The organism is Agrobacterium sp. 16-172Ci (assembly GCF_053522725.1).
In genome coordinates this window covers 62,540-81,838 of the sequence record NZ_JBNWBW010000030.1, presented here as the reverse complement: position 1 = coordinate 81,838, position 19,299 = coordinate 62,540, and the positions used below count along the sequence as shown (strand labels likewise).

Genomic DNA, 19,299 nt, shown 5'->3' with positions numbered 1-19,299 from the left:
GACGCACCGATCGGCTTCTAAACCCGCCACCAGACAAACCCACAAACCAAAACCAGATGGCCTTCCAATGGCCACAAATTTAAACCGGACAGTAGTGGGACAGGCCCGAGGATGACGTCGAATTTGTCGGGCGCAATGGGATCGGTTTCAGACCGTTAGCAGCTTCTGGAATACTCGATCATCCGCGCCCGGCTGGAAACCAGCTCGATCCGATCATGACCCAGACGATTGAGGCAAACGCGCTTCGTCCATGGCCCGTCAATCAGCGTGAAGAGGAAACGGCCATTACCGAGCGCCTTCAGAGGCATGCTCCGGCGCGTGGGGCCGATGCCCATCGTCAGAGAGGAACCGCTGATGATAAATTCCGCGCCCTCATCCGAGCGCCACGAGCCCGAAAGATCATCCGGCACCGCATGATCGCCGACCGGCAGGAAGCGGCGAGCGGCGTGGCCGGCCTCGCCAACAATGGCATCACCCTCTAGCCTGAGGCGCATCGGAGACGATGCCGAACGGGACGATACCCAGCCATCGTCATCTTTATAAAGCGTGTCGTCACCATCGATGAAGGTGGATGTGCTGCCCTTGATTTCCAGCCACCACGGCCCGCTTTCGGTCACGTAAAGGCCTTCCGGCAGGCTGGCGGCCGGCTTGGGCAAAGGCAGGCCGGTGAGGGCCGCCATGCTTTCAAGCGCGATCTTGAAGCCGTTGGTATCCTCGCGGTTCGACACCACAACGAAACCCGTGCCGTTTTCCGGATCGAGGAGGAAATAGGTCTTGTAGCCCGGATGCGAACCGCCGTGGCCGACGAAGCGCCTGTCTCCCAGATGCGACCAGCGCAGGCCGAGACCATATTCGCTCATTCGCCCATCGGCCAGCGAACGTTCGGCAGAGAGCCTGTTGAGAACACCCGCAAAGCTGCCCTCGCCCCGCATCAGCCCCTGCAACCAGCGGGTCAGCGCTTCGGCGCTGCCGGCAAGACTGCCCGAAGCGGAGATATGCAGACCGGCGGCCGAAAGCTGCCAGTTGTCTTCGGCTTTCCAGTAGCCCGGCACGAGGCCATCGACCGGATCGTTCCAGACATCCGGCGCCTTCAGGAACACGCCGAAGGGGTCGGCAATCTGCGTCTGCACGAAATCGTCGAAACGGAAACCCCGGCGCTCCAGCACCGCTTCCACCAGACGATAACCGGTATTGGAATAGGACACCTCGCTACCGGCAGGGAAATTCAGCCGCGTCAACCTCGACAGGTATTCGAGAAGCGGGCCGGCCTTCGTCTCGGTGTATACGGAAAGGCCAAGCAGTGAGAGGCATTCCCGCGTATCCGGCAAGCCGCCGCTCATATCCAGCGCCTGCCCCACCGTCACCTCGCGAAGCGGCGATTGCAGCTCCGGCAGATGTTTGCCGAGCGGGTCGTCGAGGCCGATCAGATCGGAATGAGCAAGCACCATGGCGCAGAAGGCATGTTTGGTAACGGAGGCATAACGCACCACGCTCTGCGGCGTGAAAGGTGCGAATGTCGAAAGGCTCTCGACACCGCCCGCATGGGCAAAGCGAATGCCATCGAGATCGAAACCGATTGCCGCTCCACCCGGCTCATTGCCCCCCCATTGCGAGACGAAGCTCTCTGAAAGGGTTGAAGCGGCGTTCCAGTCGAATTGCTGTGGCATGGTTCGGTCTCGTGTCTCTATTGCAACGCGCGAAGACAACGGTTTTGTCACCGGCATCGCCGCTTGTTTCTTCTCCCCGAGGGGGAGAAGGTGGCCCGAAGGGTCGGATGAGAGGGCGACGGTAGAAATTTACGGAGAGCTGGCCCCCTCATCCCGCTGCCGCAGACTTCTCCCCCTCGGGGAGAAGAAGCGGGCGGCACCCGCTCGATCCATGTGTAACGTAGGCTAGGTAACCGGCCGTCAGGCCGGCTCTTCCAGCCGGATGCTCAGGCTGCGCAGCTCTTCCGTATGCGGATGTTTCGTGCGACCCTCGCGCAGATCGCTCGCACTCAGCTGCTCCACCATTTCCCCGTTCAGCATCACACCAACCTGCGGGCACAGATGCGCGATAACAGCCAGATTGTGGCTGACGAGAATATAGGTGAGGTTGCGTGCCGCACGCAGGTCCTGCAACAGGTTCAGGATTTCCGCCTGCACCGAGACATCGAGCGCCGAAGTCGGCTCGTCGAGCAGCAGCACCTGCGGATCGGCAATCAGCGCACGGGCAATCGCCACGCGCTGGCGCTGGCCGCCGGAAAGCTGGTGCGGGAACCGGAAGCGCACCGCCTGCGGCAGAGCCACATCGGACAAAGCCTGCTGGATGCGCTTTTCGATATTGTCCATGCCATGCACCAGCGGCAATTCGCTGAGAATGCGGTCGATGGTCTGGCGCGGATGCAGCGAGCCATAGGGGTCCTGAAACACCATCTGCACCTGCCGGAAGAATTCCGGCGTGCGCTTCAGCGGCGCATCCTTGCCGGCAAAGGCGATGCGGCCTTCCCAGCTTTCATTCAGGCCGGCCATGGCGCGCAGGATGGTGGACTTGCCCGAGCCGCTTTCGCCGACGATGCCGAAGCTGCCGCCCTTTTCCACCGAAAAGGACACGCCTTTCACGACTTCGCGGTCGCCGAACTTGATACGGAGATTATCGACGTCGATCATTGGCTGGACCACGCTGCATCACGGTTGAGAACAGGAAGACGCTCGCGCGGATGCGTCAGCGAGGGAATGCAGTTTAAAAGTCCCTGCGTGTAAGGATGCTGGGCTTTCAAAAGCTCGGAAGCCTTCAGCTCCTCCATCACCCGGCCGGAATACATCACGGCGACGCGATCGCAAAAATGCGACACGAGCGGCAGATCGTGGCTGATGAGGATGAGGCCCATGCCGCGTTCCGACACCAGCTCCTCGATCAGCCGCAGGATTTCCGCCTGCACCGTGGCGTCGAGCGCGCTGGTCGGCTCGTCGGCGATCAGCAGTTCCGGATCGGGCGCAAGCATCATGGCGATCATCACGCGCTGGCCCATGCCGCCGGAAACCTCATGCGCATAGGAAGAGGCGACCTGACGCGGATTGCGGATTTTTACCTGATCGAGCAGGGCGATGGCCGCTTCCATGGCGGCTCGCTTGCTGCCGCCCTTGTGGGTGCGCCAGGCTTCGGCCACCTGCGCGCCGATGGTCTTCACCGGGTTCAGCGAATATTTCGGGTCCTGCAGAATGAAGCCGGCCCGCTTGCCGCGGATTTGGCGCATCTGCCTTTCGCTGGCCGACAGCACGTCGATGCCGTCAAAGGCGAGCTTGTCGGCACAAATATCCGCATTAGAGGGCAGAAGCTTCATCAGCGCACGCGCCGTGAGGCTCTTGCCGGAACCGGACTCGCCGACAATGCCGAGCTTTTCAGTGCCGAGCTTCATGGAGACACCACGCACCGCCTCGAAACGGCTGGTGCGGGTCTGGAAAGCGATCTTCAGATTTTCGATTTCGACCAGCATGGCTCAATGTCCCTTCGGGTCGAGAACGTCGCGCAAACCATCGCCAAGGAAGTTGAAGGCGAGCGAAACGAGGAAGATGGCGATGCCGGGAATGGTGGCGACCCACCATTGTTCGAAGATGAAGCGCTTGGCCGTCGCAATCATCGCACCCCATTCCGGCGAAGGCGGCTGCGCGCCCATGCCGAGGAAGCCGAGGCTTGCGGCGGTGATGATGATCGAGCTCATGTCGAGCGTGATGCGCACGATAAGGCTCGGCACGCAGAGCGGCGCGATATGCCGGGCGATGATGCGCCAGGCGGAAGCACCGGTCAGCCTATAAGCCGCAACGAAATCGCTGCCGCGCACCGTCATGGTTTCGGCGCGCGCCAGACGCGCATAGGGCGGCCAGGCGGTGAGCGCGATGGCGAGAATGGCGCTTTCAACACCGGGCTTCAGCGCCGCAACGAAGGCGAGCGCCAGAATGAGACGGGGGAAAGCCAGGAACACATCCGTCACCCGCATCAGCACCGTATCGACAATGCCGCCGAAATAACCGGCGATGCAGCCGATGGCGAGGCCAATGGGTGCGACGAGAACGACGACGGCAATGACCATGCCGAGCGTGACGCGGCCGCCATAGAGAATGCGCGAGAGAATATCGCGACCGAGCTCATCCGTGCCGAACCAGTGTTCGGCGCTCGGAAACGCTAAGCGATTGCCGAGGTTCTGCGTCGCCGGATCGTAAGGGGCAAGCAGCGGCGCCAGCAGCGACAGCGCGATGAAGAGAACGATGATCGTAAGCCCGATCACCGCCAGCGGGTTGGACTTGAGGTTCAGCCAGATGCGATACCGGTTGCCCCAGGCAGCCTGTGTTCGCGAATGCGGCGTCTCATCCAGCGCCCAGTTTCTGAAATTAGCTAACATCATCGAACGCGAGGATCCATAACTCTGTAAAGCACGTCTGCGAGCAGGTTGAGGGCGACATAGATGAAGCCGATCAACAGGGTTGCTCCGACGACCGGGTTCATGTCCGCGTTCATGAGCGAGACGGTGAGGTATTGACCAAGGCCCGGCCAGCTGAAGACGGTTTCCGTCACCACCGCACCTTCGAGAAGACCGGCATAGGTGAGCGCGAGAACCGTGATGAGCTGCACGGCGACCGTCGGGAAGGCATGCCCCCAGATCACGGTCATGGCCGAAAGCCCCTTGGCGCGGGCGGTGATGACATATTCACCCTTCAGCGCGTCGATCATGAAGGCGCGCGTCATGCGGGTGATATATGCCATGCTGAAATAGGCGAGGATGCAGACCGGCTGCACCATATGGGCGATGGCGTCGTAAAAGGCGTCCCAGTCGCCCGCAAGCAGCGTGTCGACCGTCATCAGGCCGGTAACCTGCGTGATCATGCCGTCATAGATGATGTCCTGCCGGCCCGGTCCCGGTGCGACGCCAAGCGTGGCGTAGAAGACGAGCAGCGAAATCAGCGCCAGCATGAAGACCGGCACGGAGTGACCGGCAAGGCAGACGACGCGGATGACCTGATCGGTCAGCTTGCCCTGCTTGACGGCCGCCCAGACACCGAGCGGAATGCCGATCAGCGCAGCAAGGATGAGAGCTGCGGTGGCAAGTTCGAAAGTGGCGGGGAAAACCCGCTTGATATCGATCCAGACCGGATTGCGGGTCAGGATCGAATTGCCGAAATCGCCATGCAGGACCTGCGAGACATAATGGAAGAACTGCACGACCAGCGGCTGGTCGAGACCCATTTCGGCCCGCACCCGCACGATGACGTCTTCGGGCGCGTTATCGCCGACCGCCGCGATGACGGGATCGACGGGCATGACGCGCCCGATCATGAAGGTGATGACCATCAAACCGAACAGCGTCAGGAGGACGCTGCTCAGTATCGACGATATGCTTTTAACGCGCTTGTTCAATGTCACGCTTTCTTCGCATCGTGGTAGGAATTGCCCTCGGAGAGAACGCCGAGTTCGAAGCCGGAAACACCATTGCGGAAGGCTGCCGTCTTGGTGGTCTGGAACATGAACACGAAGGGGCTGTTTTCCATGTGCTCGCGTTGCAGGGCTTCATAAAGCTCCACGCGCTTTGCCGGGTCCTTCTCGTCACGCGCGGCTTCGGCCTTGGCGGCGAAGTCGTCGTTCTTGAAGCGCGAACGCCACAGGAAGGGCTTCGACTTGGCGTCGTCGCCATTGTCCTTGTTGATGTTGAAGACATCGGCGTTGGAATGCGGATCGAAATAATCCGTGCCCCATGCGGAAAGCGCCATCTGGTGCTCACGCGCGCGCATCTTGGTCAGAACCTGACGGTTTTCCGCCGACTGCAGGCGCACCTTGATGCCGATATCGGCAAGGTTCGCCTGAATGGCCTGCGCCAGATCCGGATAAGGCTGGGCGGAATAGTGATCCATGCTGATCTCGAAACCATCGGCAAGACCGGCTTCTGCCATCAGCGCCTTGGCCTTTTCGACGTCGCGCTGGTACGGAATGTCGTTGACGGCGCCGGGGAAGCCCTTCGGCTCGAAGCTCTGGTGGATTTCGTGCGTCAGCGGCACGATGTTTTCCTGCATGCCCTTGTAGTCCAGCGCCCACTTGATGGCCTGCCAGACCTGCGGCTTGGCGAGGTTCTCATTGCCCTGGTTGAGCGAGATCAGCACCAGCGAGGCAATGGACTTGCGCTCCAGTTCGATATTCGCATCGTCCTTGACGGTGCGCAGCTGTTCCGACGTCAGGTCGCGGGCAATGTCGATATCGCCCTTCTGCAGCATCAGCAGCTGGGAAGACGGATCGGTGACGTGGCGCAGGATGATGCGCTTGATATTGCCCTTGTAAGGACCGTTCGGATTGACGGTCAGCGCAACGCTTTCGCTCGGCTTCCAGGCCTGCAGCACGAAGTCGCCGGAGCCGGCGCTGTTCTTCTGCAGCCAGCCATTGCCGAGGTCTTCGCCGGAAGCATTGGCGAGAACCGCCTTCTTTTCGACGATCGCGCCGATATTGGCAGAGAGGCAATAAAGCAGGAAGGAGATGGCGGTCGGCTTTGCCGTCGTCAGCTTCACCGTCTTGTCATCAGTGGCAACGATAGTCGTCTCGGCATTGTCGGGCGTGAAGCCGAACTGGCTGATGATGAAGGCCGGGCTCTTGTTCATCTTGATGGCGCGCTGCAACGAGAAGGCGACGTCTTCCGCCGTGACCTTGGCGCCGCTCGCGAAGGTCGCCTCGTCACCGATCGTGAAGGTGAAGACCTTGCTGTCCGCATCGGCTTCCCAGGATTTCGCGATGACCGGATCGACCTTGGTCGAATCCTCACGGTTGGCGCGCACCAGCTTCTGATACATGTTGGAGATGATTTCACCGCCGACGGCTTCGAAACCTTCATGCGGGTCAAGGCTCGTCATATTGTCCAGCTGCTGCGCAACAACCAGAATATCCTTCGGCGTCGCGGCAAAGGCCGGAATGCGCGCATAAGAAAGGAACGGAACGGCAGCGCCGGCAATCAACAGGTTGCGTCTTGAAATCATCGAAAATCCCCTTTCGGACCTTATTTTTCGGAAAATGGTGGGTTTGCCCCAATCCAGTCGTTTTTTTTATGTTTTCCCGCGATTACCACGAGCAAACGAGGCCCGACCAATTCCAAATTTGGCAGAGCCTATGCACGGATTGCATTTGCTCCCGCCTTGACCTTTCCTCTACCAATTCAGAAAACTCGTCCGCACGCGCGTCCGCGCAATCCCATTTCCGAAGGTGAATGACCATGACCGATCAAAAAACCGTACCCGTCTTCGACGGCCACAACGACGTGCTGCTGCGGTTATGGCGATCGGGCAATGTTTCCCCCGAAACGCTTCTCATCGAAGGGGATACCATCGGCCACATCGACCTGCCCCGCGCCAAGAAAGGCGGGCTGGCCGGTGGCCTCTGCGCCGCCTATGTGCCTTCGCCCAGCATGGACAAGGACGCCAACGGCGACTACCCGACGCCGACCGAGGCGGATGCGCTGAAGGCGACACTTGCCATGGCCGGCCTTTTGTTCCGGGCCGAAAAACAATCCGCAGGCGCGCTCAAGGTCTGCCGCACGGCCGCCGATATCCGCAACGCCATGTCAGAGGGCGCTTTCGCCTCCGTCTTCCATATCGAAGGTGCGGAGGCGATCGGCGCCGATCTGGATGCGCTCCACGTTCTCTACGAAGCGGGCCTGCGCACGCTCGGGCCGGTCTGGAGCCGCCCGAACATCTTCGCTTACGGCGTTCCCTTCCGTTTCCCCTCGACGCCGGATATCGGCCCCGGCCTCACGGATGCCGGCAAGCGGCTGATAAAGACCTGCAACGCGCTGAAGATCATGGTCGACCTGTCGCACATGAACGAGCAGGGTTTCTGGGACATTGCCGGGATTTCCGGCGCGCCGCTGGTGGCGTCGCATTCCAACGCCTATGCGCTGTGCAATCACAGCCGCAACCTGACGGACCGGCAGCTTGACGCCATCCGCGACACGGGCGGCCTCGCAGGCATCAATTTCGGCGTTCTGTTCCTGCGTCAGGACGGCGTGAAAAATCCGGACACCGATCTCAACGAACTCGTCCGCCACGTGGACTATATCGTCAACCGCATCGGCATCGATCACGTCGCGCTCGGTTCGGATTTCGACGGAACCACCATTCCCGCGGCCATGAAGGACGCAGCCGATCTGCAATTGCTGGTCGAAGCCCTGCGCAAGGGTGGTTATGACGACGAGGCGCTCGCCAAAATCTGCCACGGCAACTGGATCCGTGTGCTCGAAAAAACCTGGGGCGCGTGAGGCATATTGCAATTTATCTCCGGCGCAAAGCGCCGGAGATGTGAGCGGCAGGCCCTTAAGCCTTTGCCGCTTTTTTCTTGCCGGTCGCCCGGAAAGCCAGAAGCCCGGCGACGACACCAATCAGCGCCCATTTCATCGGCAGCACATCCGCCGTCTCGCTGCGGATCGGCAACACAGTCACGGTGCCCGGACGGGATTCATAACCCATCTGCCCTTTTGCCTTGGCCTCCGCGATCTGTTGCGGCGAAACGACCCATTCGGCGCCGCGCATCTTATCCACCGCCATGTATCCGCCGCCCGCCACAAGGGCGACGACGAGCGAAACTATTATTCTTGTGGGCTTGTTCATTGGCATCTCCTTCAATCGAAAGGAGCGTGTAGTCGCATCAAACGGCACCACCAAGCAACCGCAACGGTCAATTTGGCGTCATTCGGAACAATCCCACCAATCATGCATTCCATAGTTGTATTTTCAGCGCCCGACCGGTGAAATTCACGCATGATCGGACATAAACTTCACATCGACACTTCATGCTTTTCTGCTAATCACATTTCCTCAACCTAAACGAATTAGCGACACAATCCTGTGGTTCGCCAACAGGAACTGGCGCTGGGCAAAGTAAATGGCAGACAAGAGCGAAATTACACAAACCGATGTTACGGAATCTGCGGTTGAAAGCTTTTTTGCCAGAAACCGACCCTATCTGACCGCGATCGCCATTACGCTGGTCTTCGTGATGATGACTTTCGCCATCTATCACCTGACCTCCGAAGTCCGCTATGACGACGTCATCGATGCGCTGACACAGACCTCGGCCTCGGCGGTGCTGCTCGCCATCGTTTTCACCGCGCTCAGCTTTCTGGCGCTGATATTCTACGACGCCAATGCCATCGAATATATCGGCCGCAAGCTGCCCTTTCCGCCCATGGCGGCAACTGCGTTTGCGGCCTATGCCATTGGCAATACCGCCGGTTTCGGCCCCTTGAGCGGTGGCGCCATCCGCTTTCGCGCCTATTCCCGGCTGGGTCTGTCACCCGGTGAAATCGCCCGCGTCATCGCCTTCGTCACGCTGTCCTTCGGGCTTGGGCTGCTTTCGGTCAGCGCCATCTCCACCTTCATCGTCGCACCGCGCATCGCCGCCATCATCGGCGTCGATGCCGCTATTCTCAGGGGTGCAGCGCTTGCCATAATCGCAATTCTCGTGGCGGCCGCCTATGTCGGGCGCAACGGGCGCGCCATCCGGCTCGGCGCATGGCGGCTTCGTCTCCCGGACAGCCGGACATCGTCGCGCCAGTTCCTGGTCTCCGCCTTCGATATCGCCGCCTCCGCCTCCGTGCTTTATGTCCTGCTGCCCGACACGCATCTCGGCTGGCCGACATTTTTCGCCATCTACGCCACCGCCGTCGGCCTCGGTGTGCTCAGCCATGTGCCCGCCGGCCTCGGCGTCTTTGAAACCGTCATGGTTGCGGGGCTTGGCAACGCCATCAGCGTCGATCAGCTGCTCGGAAGCCTCGTTCTCTACCGCGTGATCTATCACGTGCTGCCGCTGGTGGTGGCCATTCTGGTCATGCTCGTCTCGGAGATGAAGCAGTTCGCGGCAAAGCCTGTTGTCTCCGATATCAGCCAGCTTGCCGTCAGGCTCGCGCCGCCGCTGCTATCGACCTTCGCGATGATCCTCGGCACCATGCTGATCTTCTCGAGTGTGACGCCGACGCCGGACAGCAATCTGGATTTCCTCTCCAATTTCGTACCGCTTCCCATCGTTGAAGCGGCGCATTTTCTCACGAGCATTCTCGGCCTCGTGCTTGTCGTCGCTTCGCGCGGCCTCGGGCAGCGGCTTGACGGCGCCTGGTGGATTGCGCTGGTCGCCGCCTCGCTGGCGCTGGTCCTCTCGCTCCTCAAGGCCATCGCCGTGTTCGAAGCCGCCATCCTCGGCGTCTTCATTGCGGCCCTCTCCGTCAATATGCGCAGCTTCAACCGCCATGCCTCGCTGGTTAAGCAGGCGCTGGGCCCAAGCTGGCTCGCCGCCATGGCCGTCATCATTGCCGGCGCGGCGACAATCCTGCTCTTCGTTTATCGCGATACGGATTACAGCCAGACATTATGGTGGCAGTTCGAATTCTCCGAGGAAGCGCCGCGCGGATTGCGCGCCCTTCTCGGCCTCGTGCTTGCCTCCTCCACCATCGCCATCTTCAGCCTGATGCGGCCGGTGGCCTTCAGGCCGGACGCCATCAAGGCCGACGACGTCACGAGTGCGACCGGCATCGTCATGAAACAGGATGCGGCCGACGCCAATCTGGTGCGCATGGGCGACAAACACGTGATGTTCTCCGAAAGCGGCAACGCCTTCATCATGTATGGCATCCAGGGCCGCTCATGGATCGCGTTTGCCGATCCGGTCGGCGATGAGGATGATTTTCCGGATCTGGTCTGGCAATTCGTGGAAGCCGCCCGTGGCGCCGGTGCGCGCGCCGCCTTCTACCAGATTTCGCCTTTCCTCCTCTCCCATTGCGCCGATGCGGGCCTGCGCGCCTTCAAGCTCGGCGAACTGGCATTGGTCGATCTCACCGCATTCGAACTGAAGGGCGGCAAGCTTGCCAATCTTCGCCAGTCGCTGAGCCGCGGCGCGCGCGACGGATTGACCTTCGAGGTGGTCGAACAGGCGCAGGTGGCGGATATTCTGGATGAGCTGAAACAGGTCTCCGATGGCTGGCTCGCCCACCACAATACCCGGGAAAAGCGTTTCTCTCTTGGCGCTTTCGAGCCGGATTACATCCTGTCGCAACCTGTCGCCGTGCTGCGCAAGGATGGAAAGATCACCGCTTTCGCCAATCTGATGGTGACGGACACGAAAAAGGAAGCCACCGTCGACCTCATGCGTTTTTCGCCGGATGCGCCGCGCGGCTCGATGGATTTTCTCTTCGTCAGCATCATGCAATATCTGCGCGAGGCGGGCTATGAGAGCTTCAATCTCGGCATGGCCCCCATGTCCGGCATGTCGAAACGCGACGCCGCCCCCGTCTGGGACCGCATCGGCAGCACGCTGTTCGAACACGGCGAACGTTTCTACAACTTCAAGGGACTTCGCGCCTTCAAGGCGAAGTTTCACCCGAAATGGGAACCGCGTTACCTTGCCGTGCAGAACGGCGCAGACGCCGCTCTGGCGCTGATGGACGCGACGGTTCTCATCAGCGGCGGCGTCAGAGGAGTGATCGGAAAATGAGAAAACCCAGCATGCTGAAAGCGGTTCTTGCCGCCTCCGCCCTGTTCGCCTCCCCCTTGTTTGTTTCTGGCGCCGTTTTTGCGCAGGACAAACCCGCTTACGAGACCGGCATGATCCCTTCCGAGCATATCATGGTGCCGGATGGCGAAATTCTCGCCAGCGTCTTCCTGATTTCTGATGCGGACGGATGGACGGCTGCCGATGAGACCCGCGCCAAGGCGCTGGTGGAAAAGGGCGCAGCCGTGGTCGGTATCGATTTCAAGGAATATCTGAAGGCGCTCGAGGCCGATGATGACGAGTGCATCTATATGATCTCGGACATCGAGTCGCTCTCGCAGCAGATCCAGCGCACCGCCGGCACGAGCAGCTATCGCCAGCCCATCCTCACCGGCATCGGCAAGGGCGGAACGCTGGCGCTGGCGATGATTGCGCAGAGCCCCGTCTCCACCGTCCGGGAAGCCATCGCCGTCGACCCCAAGGCCGGCCTGCCGCTTGAGAAAATCCTCTGCACCCCCGCCACCAAGGACAAGGCGGATGGCGAAACAGTCTATGGCCTGACCGACGGGCCGCTGCCCGCCCCCGTCAGCGTGCTGTTCACGCCTGCTGCGGATCAGAAGGGCCGCGATCACGTCAACGCGCTCGTCAAGCTGCATCCCGATATCGACGTGACGGATGTGGATGACAAGGCGGACGAGGTTCTGACCCAGACCCTGTCCGACCAGATCGACGCCGCGGGCGACACGGACAGCCCGCTCGGCCTGCCGATCAAGGTTCTGGAAACCAGCCCGGTGATGGACACCATGGCGGTGATCTATTCCGGCGATGGCGGCTGGCGCGATCTCGACGAGGAAGTGGGCGGCGCCTTCCAGAAGGAAGGCATACCCGTCATCGGCGTCGATTCGCTCCGCTATTTCTGGAAGGAAAAGAAACCGCAGGAGGTCGCCACAGATCTCGGCCGCATCATCGACACCTATCGCAAGGAATGGAAAGTCCGCAATGTGGTGTTGATCGGCTATTCCTTCGGTGCCGATATTCTTCCCGCCACCTATAATCTGCTGCCGGACCGCGACAAGTCGCATGTCGTGCAACTGACCCTGATGGGACTTTCGACCGAAGTGGATTTCGAGATTTCCGTCGAAGGCTGGCTTGGCGTTGCCGGTGAAGGCAAGGGCGGCAAGACGGTGGATGACATCGCCAAGATCGATCCGAAGCTGGTGCAATGCATCTATGGCACGGAAGAAGAAGATGAAGACCCCTGCCCCGGCCTGAAAGCCAAGGGCGTGGAAGCAGTCGGCATCGAGGGCGGCCACCATTTTGACGAGGACTATGAGGGACTGGCCAAGCGTATCGTGACCTCGCTGAAGACCCGGCTGCCGAAATAGCCTGCATCACCACAGGCCGATATTCCGCATCTCGGATAATCTTTGACGGCGAACGCATCGCCGATGCTTCTTCGCGTCGCGGCCGTGCTTGCGGAATCGCTTAAACTATTATTCAAAAGAAACCGGCCTGCAGTGGATGTTCATCACATTTCCGCAACCGTGCTGCTGTTGATCGCCAACCATGGATTTTATATTTCCGGACGGGTTCAGGGAGCCGCCGCATGCCCGCTTCAAAGCGAAAGACGAAAACACCAGTCCTCGTGGAACGCATCGATCAGTTCGTCGGTCAGGTCAAAGAGGCGATGAAGAGCGATGACACGCTGCGCAACAGAAAAATCCGCGATCTGTGGGATGCCGAGGTCCGCTACCATTTCGACAATGGCCGCACCGAAAAGACGCTCGAACTCTACATCATGAAATATCGCAATGCGCTGAAGGCCGAGTTCGGCGTCAAGAGCACGCCGCTTGCCATCTGCAACATGAAGAAGCTGCGTGAGCGGCTGAACACCTATATTGCGCGCGCCGACTATACGAAAACCGGCGTGGCGGCCTCCATCGTCGAAAAGATCGAGCGGGCGGAGTTCAATACCGCCGGCCGCAAGCCGACCGTTCTGCTGCGCATCGCGGATTTCATTGCGGCGATGAACGGCATGGGAACGAAAGAAGAGATGCAGACCCTGTGGAATGCTGAAATCAGCACCATGAAGGGCAGAGCCCAGACAACGATCATCTCCTACATCACCAAATATCGAAACGCCATCCGCGAGGCCTTCGGCGACGACCACCCGATGCTGAAGATCGCCACCGGCGATGCCGCGATGTATGACGATGCACGCCGGGTGAAGATGGAGAAGATCGCCAGAAAGCACGGCGCGCTGATCACCTTCGAGAATTATCGGCAGGTCCTAAAGATTTGCGCCGATAAGCTCCTGTCCGCCGATCCACTGATGATCGGCATCGGCCTGATCGGCATGACGGGACGCCGCCCCTACGAGGTCTTTACCCAGGCCGAATTTTCGCCTGCCCCCTATGGCAAGGGCGTCTCCAAATGGAGCCTTCTGTTCAACGGCCAGGCCAAGACGAAACAGGGCGAAGGAACAAAATTCGGGATTACCTATGAAATCCCGGTGCTTGCCCGCGCGGAAACCATTCTGGCCGCCTATAGGCGCCTGCGCGAAAGCGGACAGGGAAAATTGTGGCATGGCATGTCGATCGACGATTTTTCGTCGGAAACCCGCCTGCTGCTCCGGGACACGGTTTTTAACCTGTTCGAGGATCTCTGGCCGAAGGAAGAGCTTCCCAAGCCCTATGGCCTCCGGCACCTCTATGCCGAGGTGGCCTTTCACAATTTCGCGCCGCCGCATGTGACCAAGAACAGCTACTTCGCCGCCATTCTCGGGCATAACAACAACGACCTCGAAACCTCGCTGTCCTATATGACCTATACGCTGCCGGAAGATCGCGACGATGCGCTGGCACGGGCCAAACGCATCAACGAACGGACGTTGCAGCAGATGGCGACAATAGCGCCGGTATCCCGCAAGGCGTGATGCGTTAAAGTCATTTTCCAGGCGTAAAACCGCTCGGCAGCTTTGCCGGAAATACTTCGGCCGCGGATTTCAGTCCTCCGCGGCCAGCCATTTCATTCATCAAGCCCGCGCGTCACCGGAGGTGCGGTAAAGCAGGGTCAATACCGTCAGCATCAGCCCCACAAGTGCGACCGAGCCGAAAATGTAGAAATTCCACTCGGGCGCCAGACCCCGCTGCAGCACGAGGCCGCCGATCATCGGGCCGGCAATGCCGCCGAGCCGCCCAACCGCCAGCGAAAAACCGAGACCCGTGCCGCGAATATGAACAGGGTAGAGCCGTCCCACCAGAACATTGGCGAGAATCTGGGTTCCGATGGTGCCCGCACCCGCAAGGGCGACGAAGGCATAAAGAAGCGGACCCTTGTTCACCGTCAGGGCGAAGATCGAGGCGGCGCCGATGGCAAACAGGATCGCCACGACCACCTTGACGTTACCCTTATCCGCAAACCGCCCGCCGATGAGGATGCCGATCGCAGCCCCGACATTGAGCATGACGGAAAAGCTGAGCGCCGAACTGATGTCATAACCCATCTTGTTCATGATGGTGGGCAGCCAGTTGACCATGCCGAAGGTGAGGAGCAGCGAGCAGAAGTGGATGCCCCAGGCATTCAGCGTCGAGAGCAGCCGGCCTTCCGAGAACAGCGCGCCGACGCCGCCCTTTTGAATTTTCGCATGCGGCACGATGCGTTGCAGACCGTAGCTGTCGCAAATGCCGTCAGCCTCCGCCTGCCGGCCCTTGCTTGCCAGCCATTCGGGCGATTCCGGCAGGAACCGCATGAAGATCGGCAGAAGAATAAGCGGCAGGCCGCCGATCAGCATCAAGGGCCGCCAGCCATAGGTCTCCAGAAGAAGGATGCCCATGACGCCGGAAATGATGCCGCCGATAAGATAACCGAGGAAAGACAGGGAATTGGCCTGCGCTCTGCGATGCGGCGGCGAAAATTCCAGCACCAGCGCGGTGACCGTCGGCAGCAATGCGCCAAGCCCGAGACCGGCGAAGAAACGTGTGATTTCGAAGGCGAGAAAATTCGGCGTCATGGCCGAGGCGATCATCATCGCCGAAAAGCCGGCGAGGCTGAGAAGAACCACCTTGCGGCGGCCGATGCGGTCGGCCATGGTGCCGGCAAATAGCGCGCCGAGCAGCATGCCCACCAGCGTCAGCGCGGCGGCGCGCCCGACCATGGCCGGGTTGAGCGCCCATGCGCTTTCTTTCAAGAGTGCCGGTGCGACGGCGCCATAAACGACCAGATCGTATCCGTCAAACATGATCATCAGGCCGCATGTCGCGATAACGCCGGCCGGGTTCTTCGTCCGCGCTGACGCGGCGCTCAGATAATTCGTGGACATGTTCCTCCCTTTCACGCATGAACGCGCCATCCGGTATGGATAAGCGTCTCCCGTTCCTGCGATATCCTCCGTGAGTGCCCGGCGTGCTCCACACTGATATGTGCCCTGCTCCTGTCAAGCACATATCGCCAGCATCCCGCCTTCGATTAAATGTTGCATTTGCAAAAATTGCAAATGAAATATTAACAAATGCCAGGCGCACCGCGCCGACGAAATTCAGCCAGGCTCCAGCCCGGAAATCGTCGACAACGTCGGCGTCCAGCTCAAAATATGAATGCGGTTATAAACACCGTGAATGACGAATGGGTCGGCATCGCTGAAGGCGATGACGTCTTCGATCGAGCGCGCCTGCGCAATAATGAGGGCGGCGGATGGGCCGTCGGCAACCGCGCTCATCGGGCCGGAGACAAGAATCTTGAACCCTTCCGCCATCGCCTCACCATTGCGCAGATGGGCCTTGTGAGCCTCTATCTGCGCCGCCCGTTGTGCGGCCGCGGCGGGATCGCTTTCGGCGAAACGCACGTAAAGCCGGGTTCGGTCGCTGCCGCCGCTCATCGGGCGAGCACGAAATCGTGGTTCACCGACCAGAACCAGTCGCCGATGAAACCCAGGTCCCGCGCCTTCTGCGCATCATCCACCCGCTGGAAATCGGCGAGCAGGCTCTCCTTTACGCCGAAGACCGCATCCGAACGGATATAGGGATCGTCGGGATCGAAGATATGGGTGACGAGCGTGGCGAAGCCTTCGGCCGAAACGATATAGTGCAGATGCGCTGGCCGGTAGGGATGCCGCCCCATGGCGCGCAGCAGCTGCCCGACCGGACCGTCATCCGGGATCGGATAATATTTCGGCTTGGCGGCCCGGAACCAGTAGCGTCCGTCCTCGCCGGTGATGAAGACGCCGCGCAGGTTGAAATCGGGCTGGATGCCCTTCTGCTGCACGTCATAAAAACCTTCGTCATTGGCCTGCCAGACATCGATGCGCGCGCCGGCGACCGGCGCTCCCTCGGTATCGAGGATGCGTCCGGTGACCACCATATCCTCGCCCTTGCCATCGAGGCAGATATTCGCACCCATCGGCATTTCCGGCGCATCCGCGACATGAAAGGGGCCGAGAACGGTCGATTCCGACGCGCCGCTTGGCTTGCGATGGTTGATGGCGTCGACCAGCATGGAGACGCCGAGAATATCGGAAAACAGGATCCATTCCTGCCGCCATTCATTGCAGATCTGGCCGACCTCGGTGAGGAAATGAATGGCCTTCATCCACTCCTCCTCGGTCGGTTCGATTTCCTTCACCGCCTCATGCAGCTTGCGCGTCACCACCGCCATGATTTCCTTCAGACGCGGATCGTCACAGTCGCGCATCCGCGCGATCACGGTTTCAGCCGAACGTTCCTCGACGAAGTAGCCGTCATCATTGCTCATCTTCATATCCATCGTCTCCTCCCATCACTCCGGCCGCGCGCCCTCGAAGGCGCGTTGCAAAAGGTCGCGGATCGCAGTTTTTTCGATTGGCCGCGGGCACCAGTAAGGATTGGCCGTTGCAAGCTCCGCCATGCGGTCGAGATCGTCCGACCGAACCCCGAGAGCCGAAAGGCTCGACGGCGCGCCGAGCCGGGCGGCAAAATCGTAGAGCCCCGTCCCTGCCCTGCCGCCCACTAGAGAAGCAAGCGGTGCAAGCAGATGCGGCACCTCCTGTTCCACATAGGCGATGGTATGCGGCAGAAGCACCGCATGGGTTTCCGCGTGTGGCAGATCGAGACTGCCGCCCAGCGTGTGGCAGAGCTTGTGATGCAGCGACATGCCGACGGCGCCAAGCACCGTGCCGCACAGCCACGCACCATAAAGCGCGGTCTCGCGCGCCTTGACATCCTGCGGCGCAGCCTTCACGCCGGGAAGCGCCTCGATCATCGCCCGCAATCCCTCAACCGCCATCAGGCTGGCGATGGGATTGCGGTCCTGCGCGTAAAGCCCCTCCGCCGCGTGCGCCATGGCGTTCAGCCCGCTCGTCATGCTGATGGCGACCGGCAATCCAAGCGTCAGTTCCGCATCGTAAATCACCACTTCCGGCAGGATTTCCGGCCCGCGTATGGTGGTCTTCACCCCGTTTTCCGTCTGGCCGAGAATGGGCGTCACCTCGGAGCCGGCATAGGTGGTCGGGATGACGATCTGCGCCGCATCGGTGCGCAGCGCAATGGCCTTGCCGAGACCGGTGGTGGAGCCGCCGCCGAGCGCGACAACGCAATCCGATCCGGTGGCACGATAGGCTTCGACCGCGTTTTTCGTCACCTCGACCGGCGTATGCATGGCCGCATCGCAGAAGACACCCACGGCAAGCCGGCCAAGCCGGGCGGCAAGCGCCTCCGCGTCGCCCTTCTGTTGCGGCGTGGAAAGCACCAGCGCCCGCGACAGGCCAAGGCGGCGGATTTCCTCCGCCACCCCCGCCGAGCTGCCCGCGCCGAAGACGATGCGGGCGGGAGCGGTCATATAGACGAAGGGCTGCATGGTTCAGCGCCCGTCGAGCTTGAACAGGCGGCGCGCATTGGTGCGGCCGATCTTTACCCGGTCGGCCTCGGCGATGGTCGTCGCGTTGAACCAGTCGGAGGCGTGGTCGATATTCTCGAAGGGCCAGTCCGTGGAAAACAGGATGCGATCCGCACCTATTTCCAGAATGGCGTCGATCAGCGTCTGGGTGCGGAAATTGCCCGAGGTGGTGATGTGGAAATTCTCGTTGAAATAATCCACGAAACGGCGCTTGGCCGGATAACGCGGCGGCAGCTTCACCCAGGCATTGCGGTGGTCGATGCGCCACATCATGTAAGGCAGGCCTTCGCCCATATGCCCGAGAATGATGTTGAGACGCGGATGCTCGTCGAACAGGCCGGACGCCATCAGACGCAACGCGTGCACGGCCGTTTCCTGCGCGAAAGCCCAGGTGGGGCCAAGCAGCCAGGGATGGCCGTCATAGATGCGCGAATCCTGCGGCAGCGGGTTGCGCGGATGCAGGTAGAAGGGCACATCGAGCTTTTCCACCTCGCCCCAGAATGGGCGATATTGCGGCAGGTCGTAATAAAGCGGCGTCTGGCCATCGCCCTCCTGGCTGAAACCATTGACGAGCGCGCCGACGAAACCGAGATCGTTGACGCAGCGCTGAAGCTCCTGCGTCGCCGCGTAAGGGTCCTGCAATGGCAGGGCTGCGAAGGCGAGGAAACGATCCGGCCGTCTGGCGCATTCTTCGGCGAGGACGTCGTTCGCCCGCCGCGCGATCTCGATCGCCTTCTTCCTGTCGGGAATGGCCTGCACCGCCGGCGCGTTCAGCGACAGGATCATGGTTTCGATGCCATGCGCATCCATCAGCTTCAGGCGCGTATCCTGAATGTCGAGCAGGCGGTGCTGCAATTCCTTCCAGTAATCGCCGGGTACGAACCCGGCCGAATCCTGAAGCGTTTCCGGGATTGCGAAATGCTCCTCGAGAGCGACCTTGCCTTGCAT

At 60.7% G+C, this 19,299-nt stretch carries 16 protein-coding genes; 4 read left to right on the top strand and 12 right to left on the bottom strand.

Annotated elements, in window-relative coordinates; all coding sequences use genetic code 11:
* Positions 1 to 155: 155 nt before the first annotated feature.
* The 6 genes from ACQZ40_RS22235 to ACQZ40_RS22210 all read right to left on the bottom strand — a co-directional run bounded on the left by ACQZ40_RS22235 (position 156) and on the right by ACQZ40_RS22210 (position 6,989).
* Positions 156 to 1,667, bottom strand: coding sequence for a serine hydrolase domain-containing protein (locus ACQZ40_RS22235; RefSeq protein ID WP_448748658.1), 1,512 nt, complete (start codon positions 1,665 to 1,667; stop codon positions 156 to 158).
* A 240-nt stretch (positions 1,668 to 1,907) separates the two neighbouring features.
* Entirely contained in the window at positions 1,908 to 2,648 is a 741-nt protein-coding gene (locus ACQZ40_RS22230) for an ABC transporter ATP-binding protein (protein ID WP_448748657.1), read from the bottom strand.
* Positions 2,645 to 3,475 carry an ABC transporter ATP-binding protein gene (locus ACQZ40_RS22225; RefSeq protein ID WP_220317364.1) on the bottom strand — a complete coding sequence of 277 codons (831 nt, stop codon included), beginning with the start codon at positions 3,473 to 3,475 and terminating at the stop codon, positions 2,645 to 2,647. Before ACQZ40_RS22225 ends, ACQZ40_RS22230 begins: the two co-directional genes overlap by 4 nt.
* Positions 3,476 to 3,478: 3 nt before the next feature.
* Positions 3,479 to 4,381: a nickel transporter permease gene (gene nikC, locus ACQZ40_RS22220; RefSeq protein ID WP_004433196.1), complete on the bottom strand. Its 903-nt coding sequence runs from the start codon at positions 4,379 to 4,381 to the stop codon at positions 3,479 to 3,481.
* Positions 4,378 to 5,391 (bottom strand): ABC transporter permease, encoded by a 1,014-nt coding sequence (locus ACQZ40_RS22215; protein ID WP_271046413.1) that lies wholly within the window; start codon positions 5,389 to 5,391, stop codon positions 4,378 to 4,380. Before ACQZ40_RS22215 ends, nikC begins: the two co-directional genes overlap by 4 nt.
* Before the next feature lie 2 nt (positions 5,392 to 5,393).
* Positions 5,394 to 6,989 carry an ABC transporter substrate-binding protein gene (locus ACQZ40_RS22210; protein ID WP_078051637.1) on the bottom strand — a complete coding sequence of 532 codons (1,596 nt, stop codon included), beginning with the start codon at positions 6,987 to 6,989 and terminating at the stop codon, positions 5,394 to 5,396.
* Between the two features lie 233 nt (positions 6,990 to 7,222).
* On the opposite strand from ACQZ40_RS22210, the gene ACQZ40_RS22205 reads away from it, so the two are divergent.
* Positions 7,223 to 8,263 carry a dipeptidase gene (locus ACQZ40_RS22205; protein ID WP_448748656.1) on the top strand — a complete coding sequence of 347 codons (1,041 nt, stop codon included), beginning with the start codon at positions 7,223 to 7,225 and terminating at the stop codon, positions 8,261 to 8,263.
* A gap of 55 nt (positions 8,264 to 8,318) precedes the next feature.
* Here the strand turns inward: ACQZ40_RS22205 and ACQZ40_RS22200 are convergent, their stop codons facing one another.
* Positions 8,319 to 8,612: a hypothetical protein gene (locus ACQZ40_RS22200; RefSeq protein ID WP_174039633.1), complete on the bottom strand. Its 294-nt coding sequence runs from the start codon at positions 8,610 to 8,612 to the stop codon at positions 8,319 to 8,321.
* 274 nt (positions 8,613 to 8,886) lie between these two features.
* On the opposite strand from ACQZ40_RS22200, the gene mprF reads away from it, so the two are divergent.
* From mprF to telA, 3 genes are all read left to right on the top strand, one after another.
* A complete protein-coding gene (mprF, locus tag ACQZ40_RS22195) occupies positions 8,887 to 11,487 on the top strand; it encodes a bifunctional lysylphosphatidylglycerol flippase/synthetase MprF (protein WP_448748655.1) in 2,601 nt (866 codons plus the stop codon).
* Positions 11,484 to 12,869, top strand: a complete 1,386-nt coding sequence (locus ACQZ40_RS22190; protein WP_161987858.1) for a virulence factor — start codon at positions 11,484 to 11,486, stop codon at positions 12,867 to 12,869. The genes mprF and ACQZ40_RS22190 overlap by 4 nt, the downstream gene beginning before the upstream one ends.
* Positions 12,870 to 13,090: 221 nt before the next feature.
* The gene (gene telA, locus ACQZ40_RS22185; RefSeq protein WP_448748654.1) at positions 13,091 to 14,419 is read left to right on the top strand and encodes a telomere resolvase TelA; all 1,329 of its coding nucleotides are present in this window, start codon (positions 13,091 to 13,093) and stop codon (positions 14,417 to 14,419) included.
* 99 nt (positions 14,420 to 14,518) lie between these two features.
* On the opposite strand, the gene ACQZ40_RS22180 is transcribed toward telA, so the two are convergent.
* The 5 genes from ACQZ40_RS22180 to tsdA form a co-directional block, all read right to left on the bottom strand.
* Positions 14,519 to 15,805, bottom strand: a complete 1,287-nt coding sequence (locus ACQZ40_RS22180) for an MFS transporter (RefSeq protein WP_004433180.1) — start codon at positions 15,803 to 15,805, stop codon at positions 14,519 to 14,521.
* 216 nt (positions 15,806 to 16,021) lie between these two features.
* A complete protein-coding gene (locus tag ACQZ40_RS22175; protein WP_065656212.1) occupies positions 16,022 to 16,360 on the bottom strand; it encodes a YciI family protein in 339 nt (112 codons plus the stop codon).
* A complete protein-coding gene (gene graB / locus ACQZ40_RS22170; protein ID WP_174039637.1) occupies positions 16,357 to 17,244 on the bottom strand; it encodes a hydroxyquinol 1,2-dioxygenase in 888 nt (295 codons plus the stop codon). The genes ACQZ40_RS22175 and graB overlap by 4 nt, the downstream gene beginning before the upstream one ends.
* Positions 17,245 to 17,256: 12 nt before the next feature.
* On the bottom strand, positions 17,257 to 18,312 hold the full coding sequence (graC, locus tag ACQZ40_RS22165; protein ID WP_448748653.1) for a maleylacetate reductase: 1,056 nt from the start codon (positions 18,310 to 18,312) through the stop codon (positions 17,257 to 17,259).
* A 3-nt stretch (positions 18,313 to 18,315) separates the two neighbouring features.
* On the bottom strand, positions 18,316 to 19,299 hold the full coding sequence (tsdA, locus tag ACQZ40_RS22160; RefSeq protein ID WP_448748652.1) for a gamma-resorcylate decarboxylase: 984 nt from the start codon (positions 19,297 to 19,299) through the stop codon (positions 18,316 to 18,318).

Excerpts from the sequence above, each read along its gene's own strand:
- ACQZ40_RS22235 (WP_448748658.1), bottom strand. The coding sequence starts at position 1,667 with ATGCCACAGCAATTCGACTGGAACGCCGCTTCAACCCTTTCAGAGAGC.
- ACQZ40_RS22230 (WP_448748657.1), bottom strand. The coding sequence starts at position 2,648 with ATGATCGACGTCGATAATCTCCGTATCAAGTTCGGCGACCGCGAAGTC.
- ACQZ40_RS22225 (WP_220317364.1), bottom strand. The coding sequence starts at position 3,475 with ATGCTGGTCGAAATCGAAAATCTGAAGATCGCTTTCCAGACCCGCACC.
- nikC (WP_004433196.1), bottom strand. The coding sequence starts at position 4,381 with ATGATGTTAGCTAATTTCAGAAACTGGGCGCTGGATGAGACGCCGCAT.
- ACQZ40_RS22210 (WP_078051637.1), bottom strand. The coding sequence starts at position 6,989 with ATGATTTCAAGACGCAACCTGTTGATTGCCGGCGCTGCCGTTCCGTTC.
- ACQZ40_RS22205 (WP_448748656.1), top strand. The coding sequence starts at position 7,223 with ATGACCGATCAAAAAACCGTACCCGTCTTCGACGGCCACAACGACGTG.
- ACQZ40_RS22200 (WP_174039633.1), bottom strand. The coding sequence starts at position 8,612 with ATGAACAAGCCCACAAGAATAATAGTTTCGCTCGTCGTCGCCCTTGTG.
- mprF (WP_448748655.1), top strand. The coding sequence starts at position 8,887 with ATGGCAGACAAGAGCGAAATTACACAAACCGATGTTACGGAATCTGCG.
- ACQZ40_RS22190 (WP_161987858.1), top strand. The coding sequence starts at position 11,484 with ATGAGAAAACCCAGCATGCTGAAAGCGGTTCTTGCCGCCTCCGCCCTG.
- telA (WP_448748654.1), top strand. The coding sequence starts at position 13,091 with ATGCCCGCTTCAAAGCGAAAGACGAAAACACCAGTCCTCGTGGAACGC.
- ACQZ40_RS22180 (WP_004433180.1), bottom strand. The coding sequence starts at position 15,805 with ATGTCCACGAATTATCTGAGCGCCGCGTCAGCGCGGACGAAGAACCCG.
- ACQZ40_RS22175 (WP_065656212.1), bottom strand. The coding sequence starts at position 16,360 with ATGAGCGGCGGCAGCGACCGAACCCGGCTTTACGTGCGTTTCGCCGAA.
- graB (WP_174039637.1), bottom strand. The coding sequence starts at position 17,244 with ATGGATATGAAGATGAGCAATGATGACGGCTACTTCGTCGAGGAACGT.
- graC (WP_448748653.1), bottom strand. The coding sequence starts at position 18,312 with ATGCAGCCCTTCGTCTATATGACCGCTCCCGCCCGCATCGTCTTCGGC.
- tsdA (WP_448748652.1), bottom strand. The coding sequence starts at position 19,299 with ATGCAAGGCAAGGTCGCTCTCGAGGAGCATTTCGCAATCCCGGAAACG.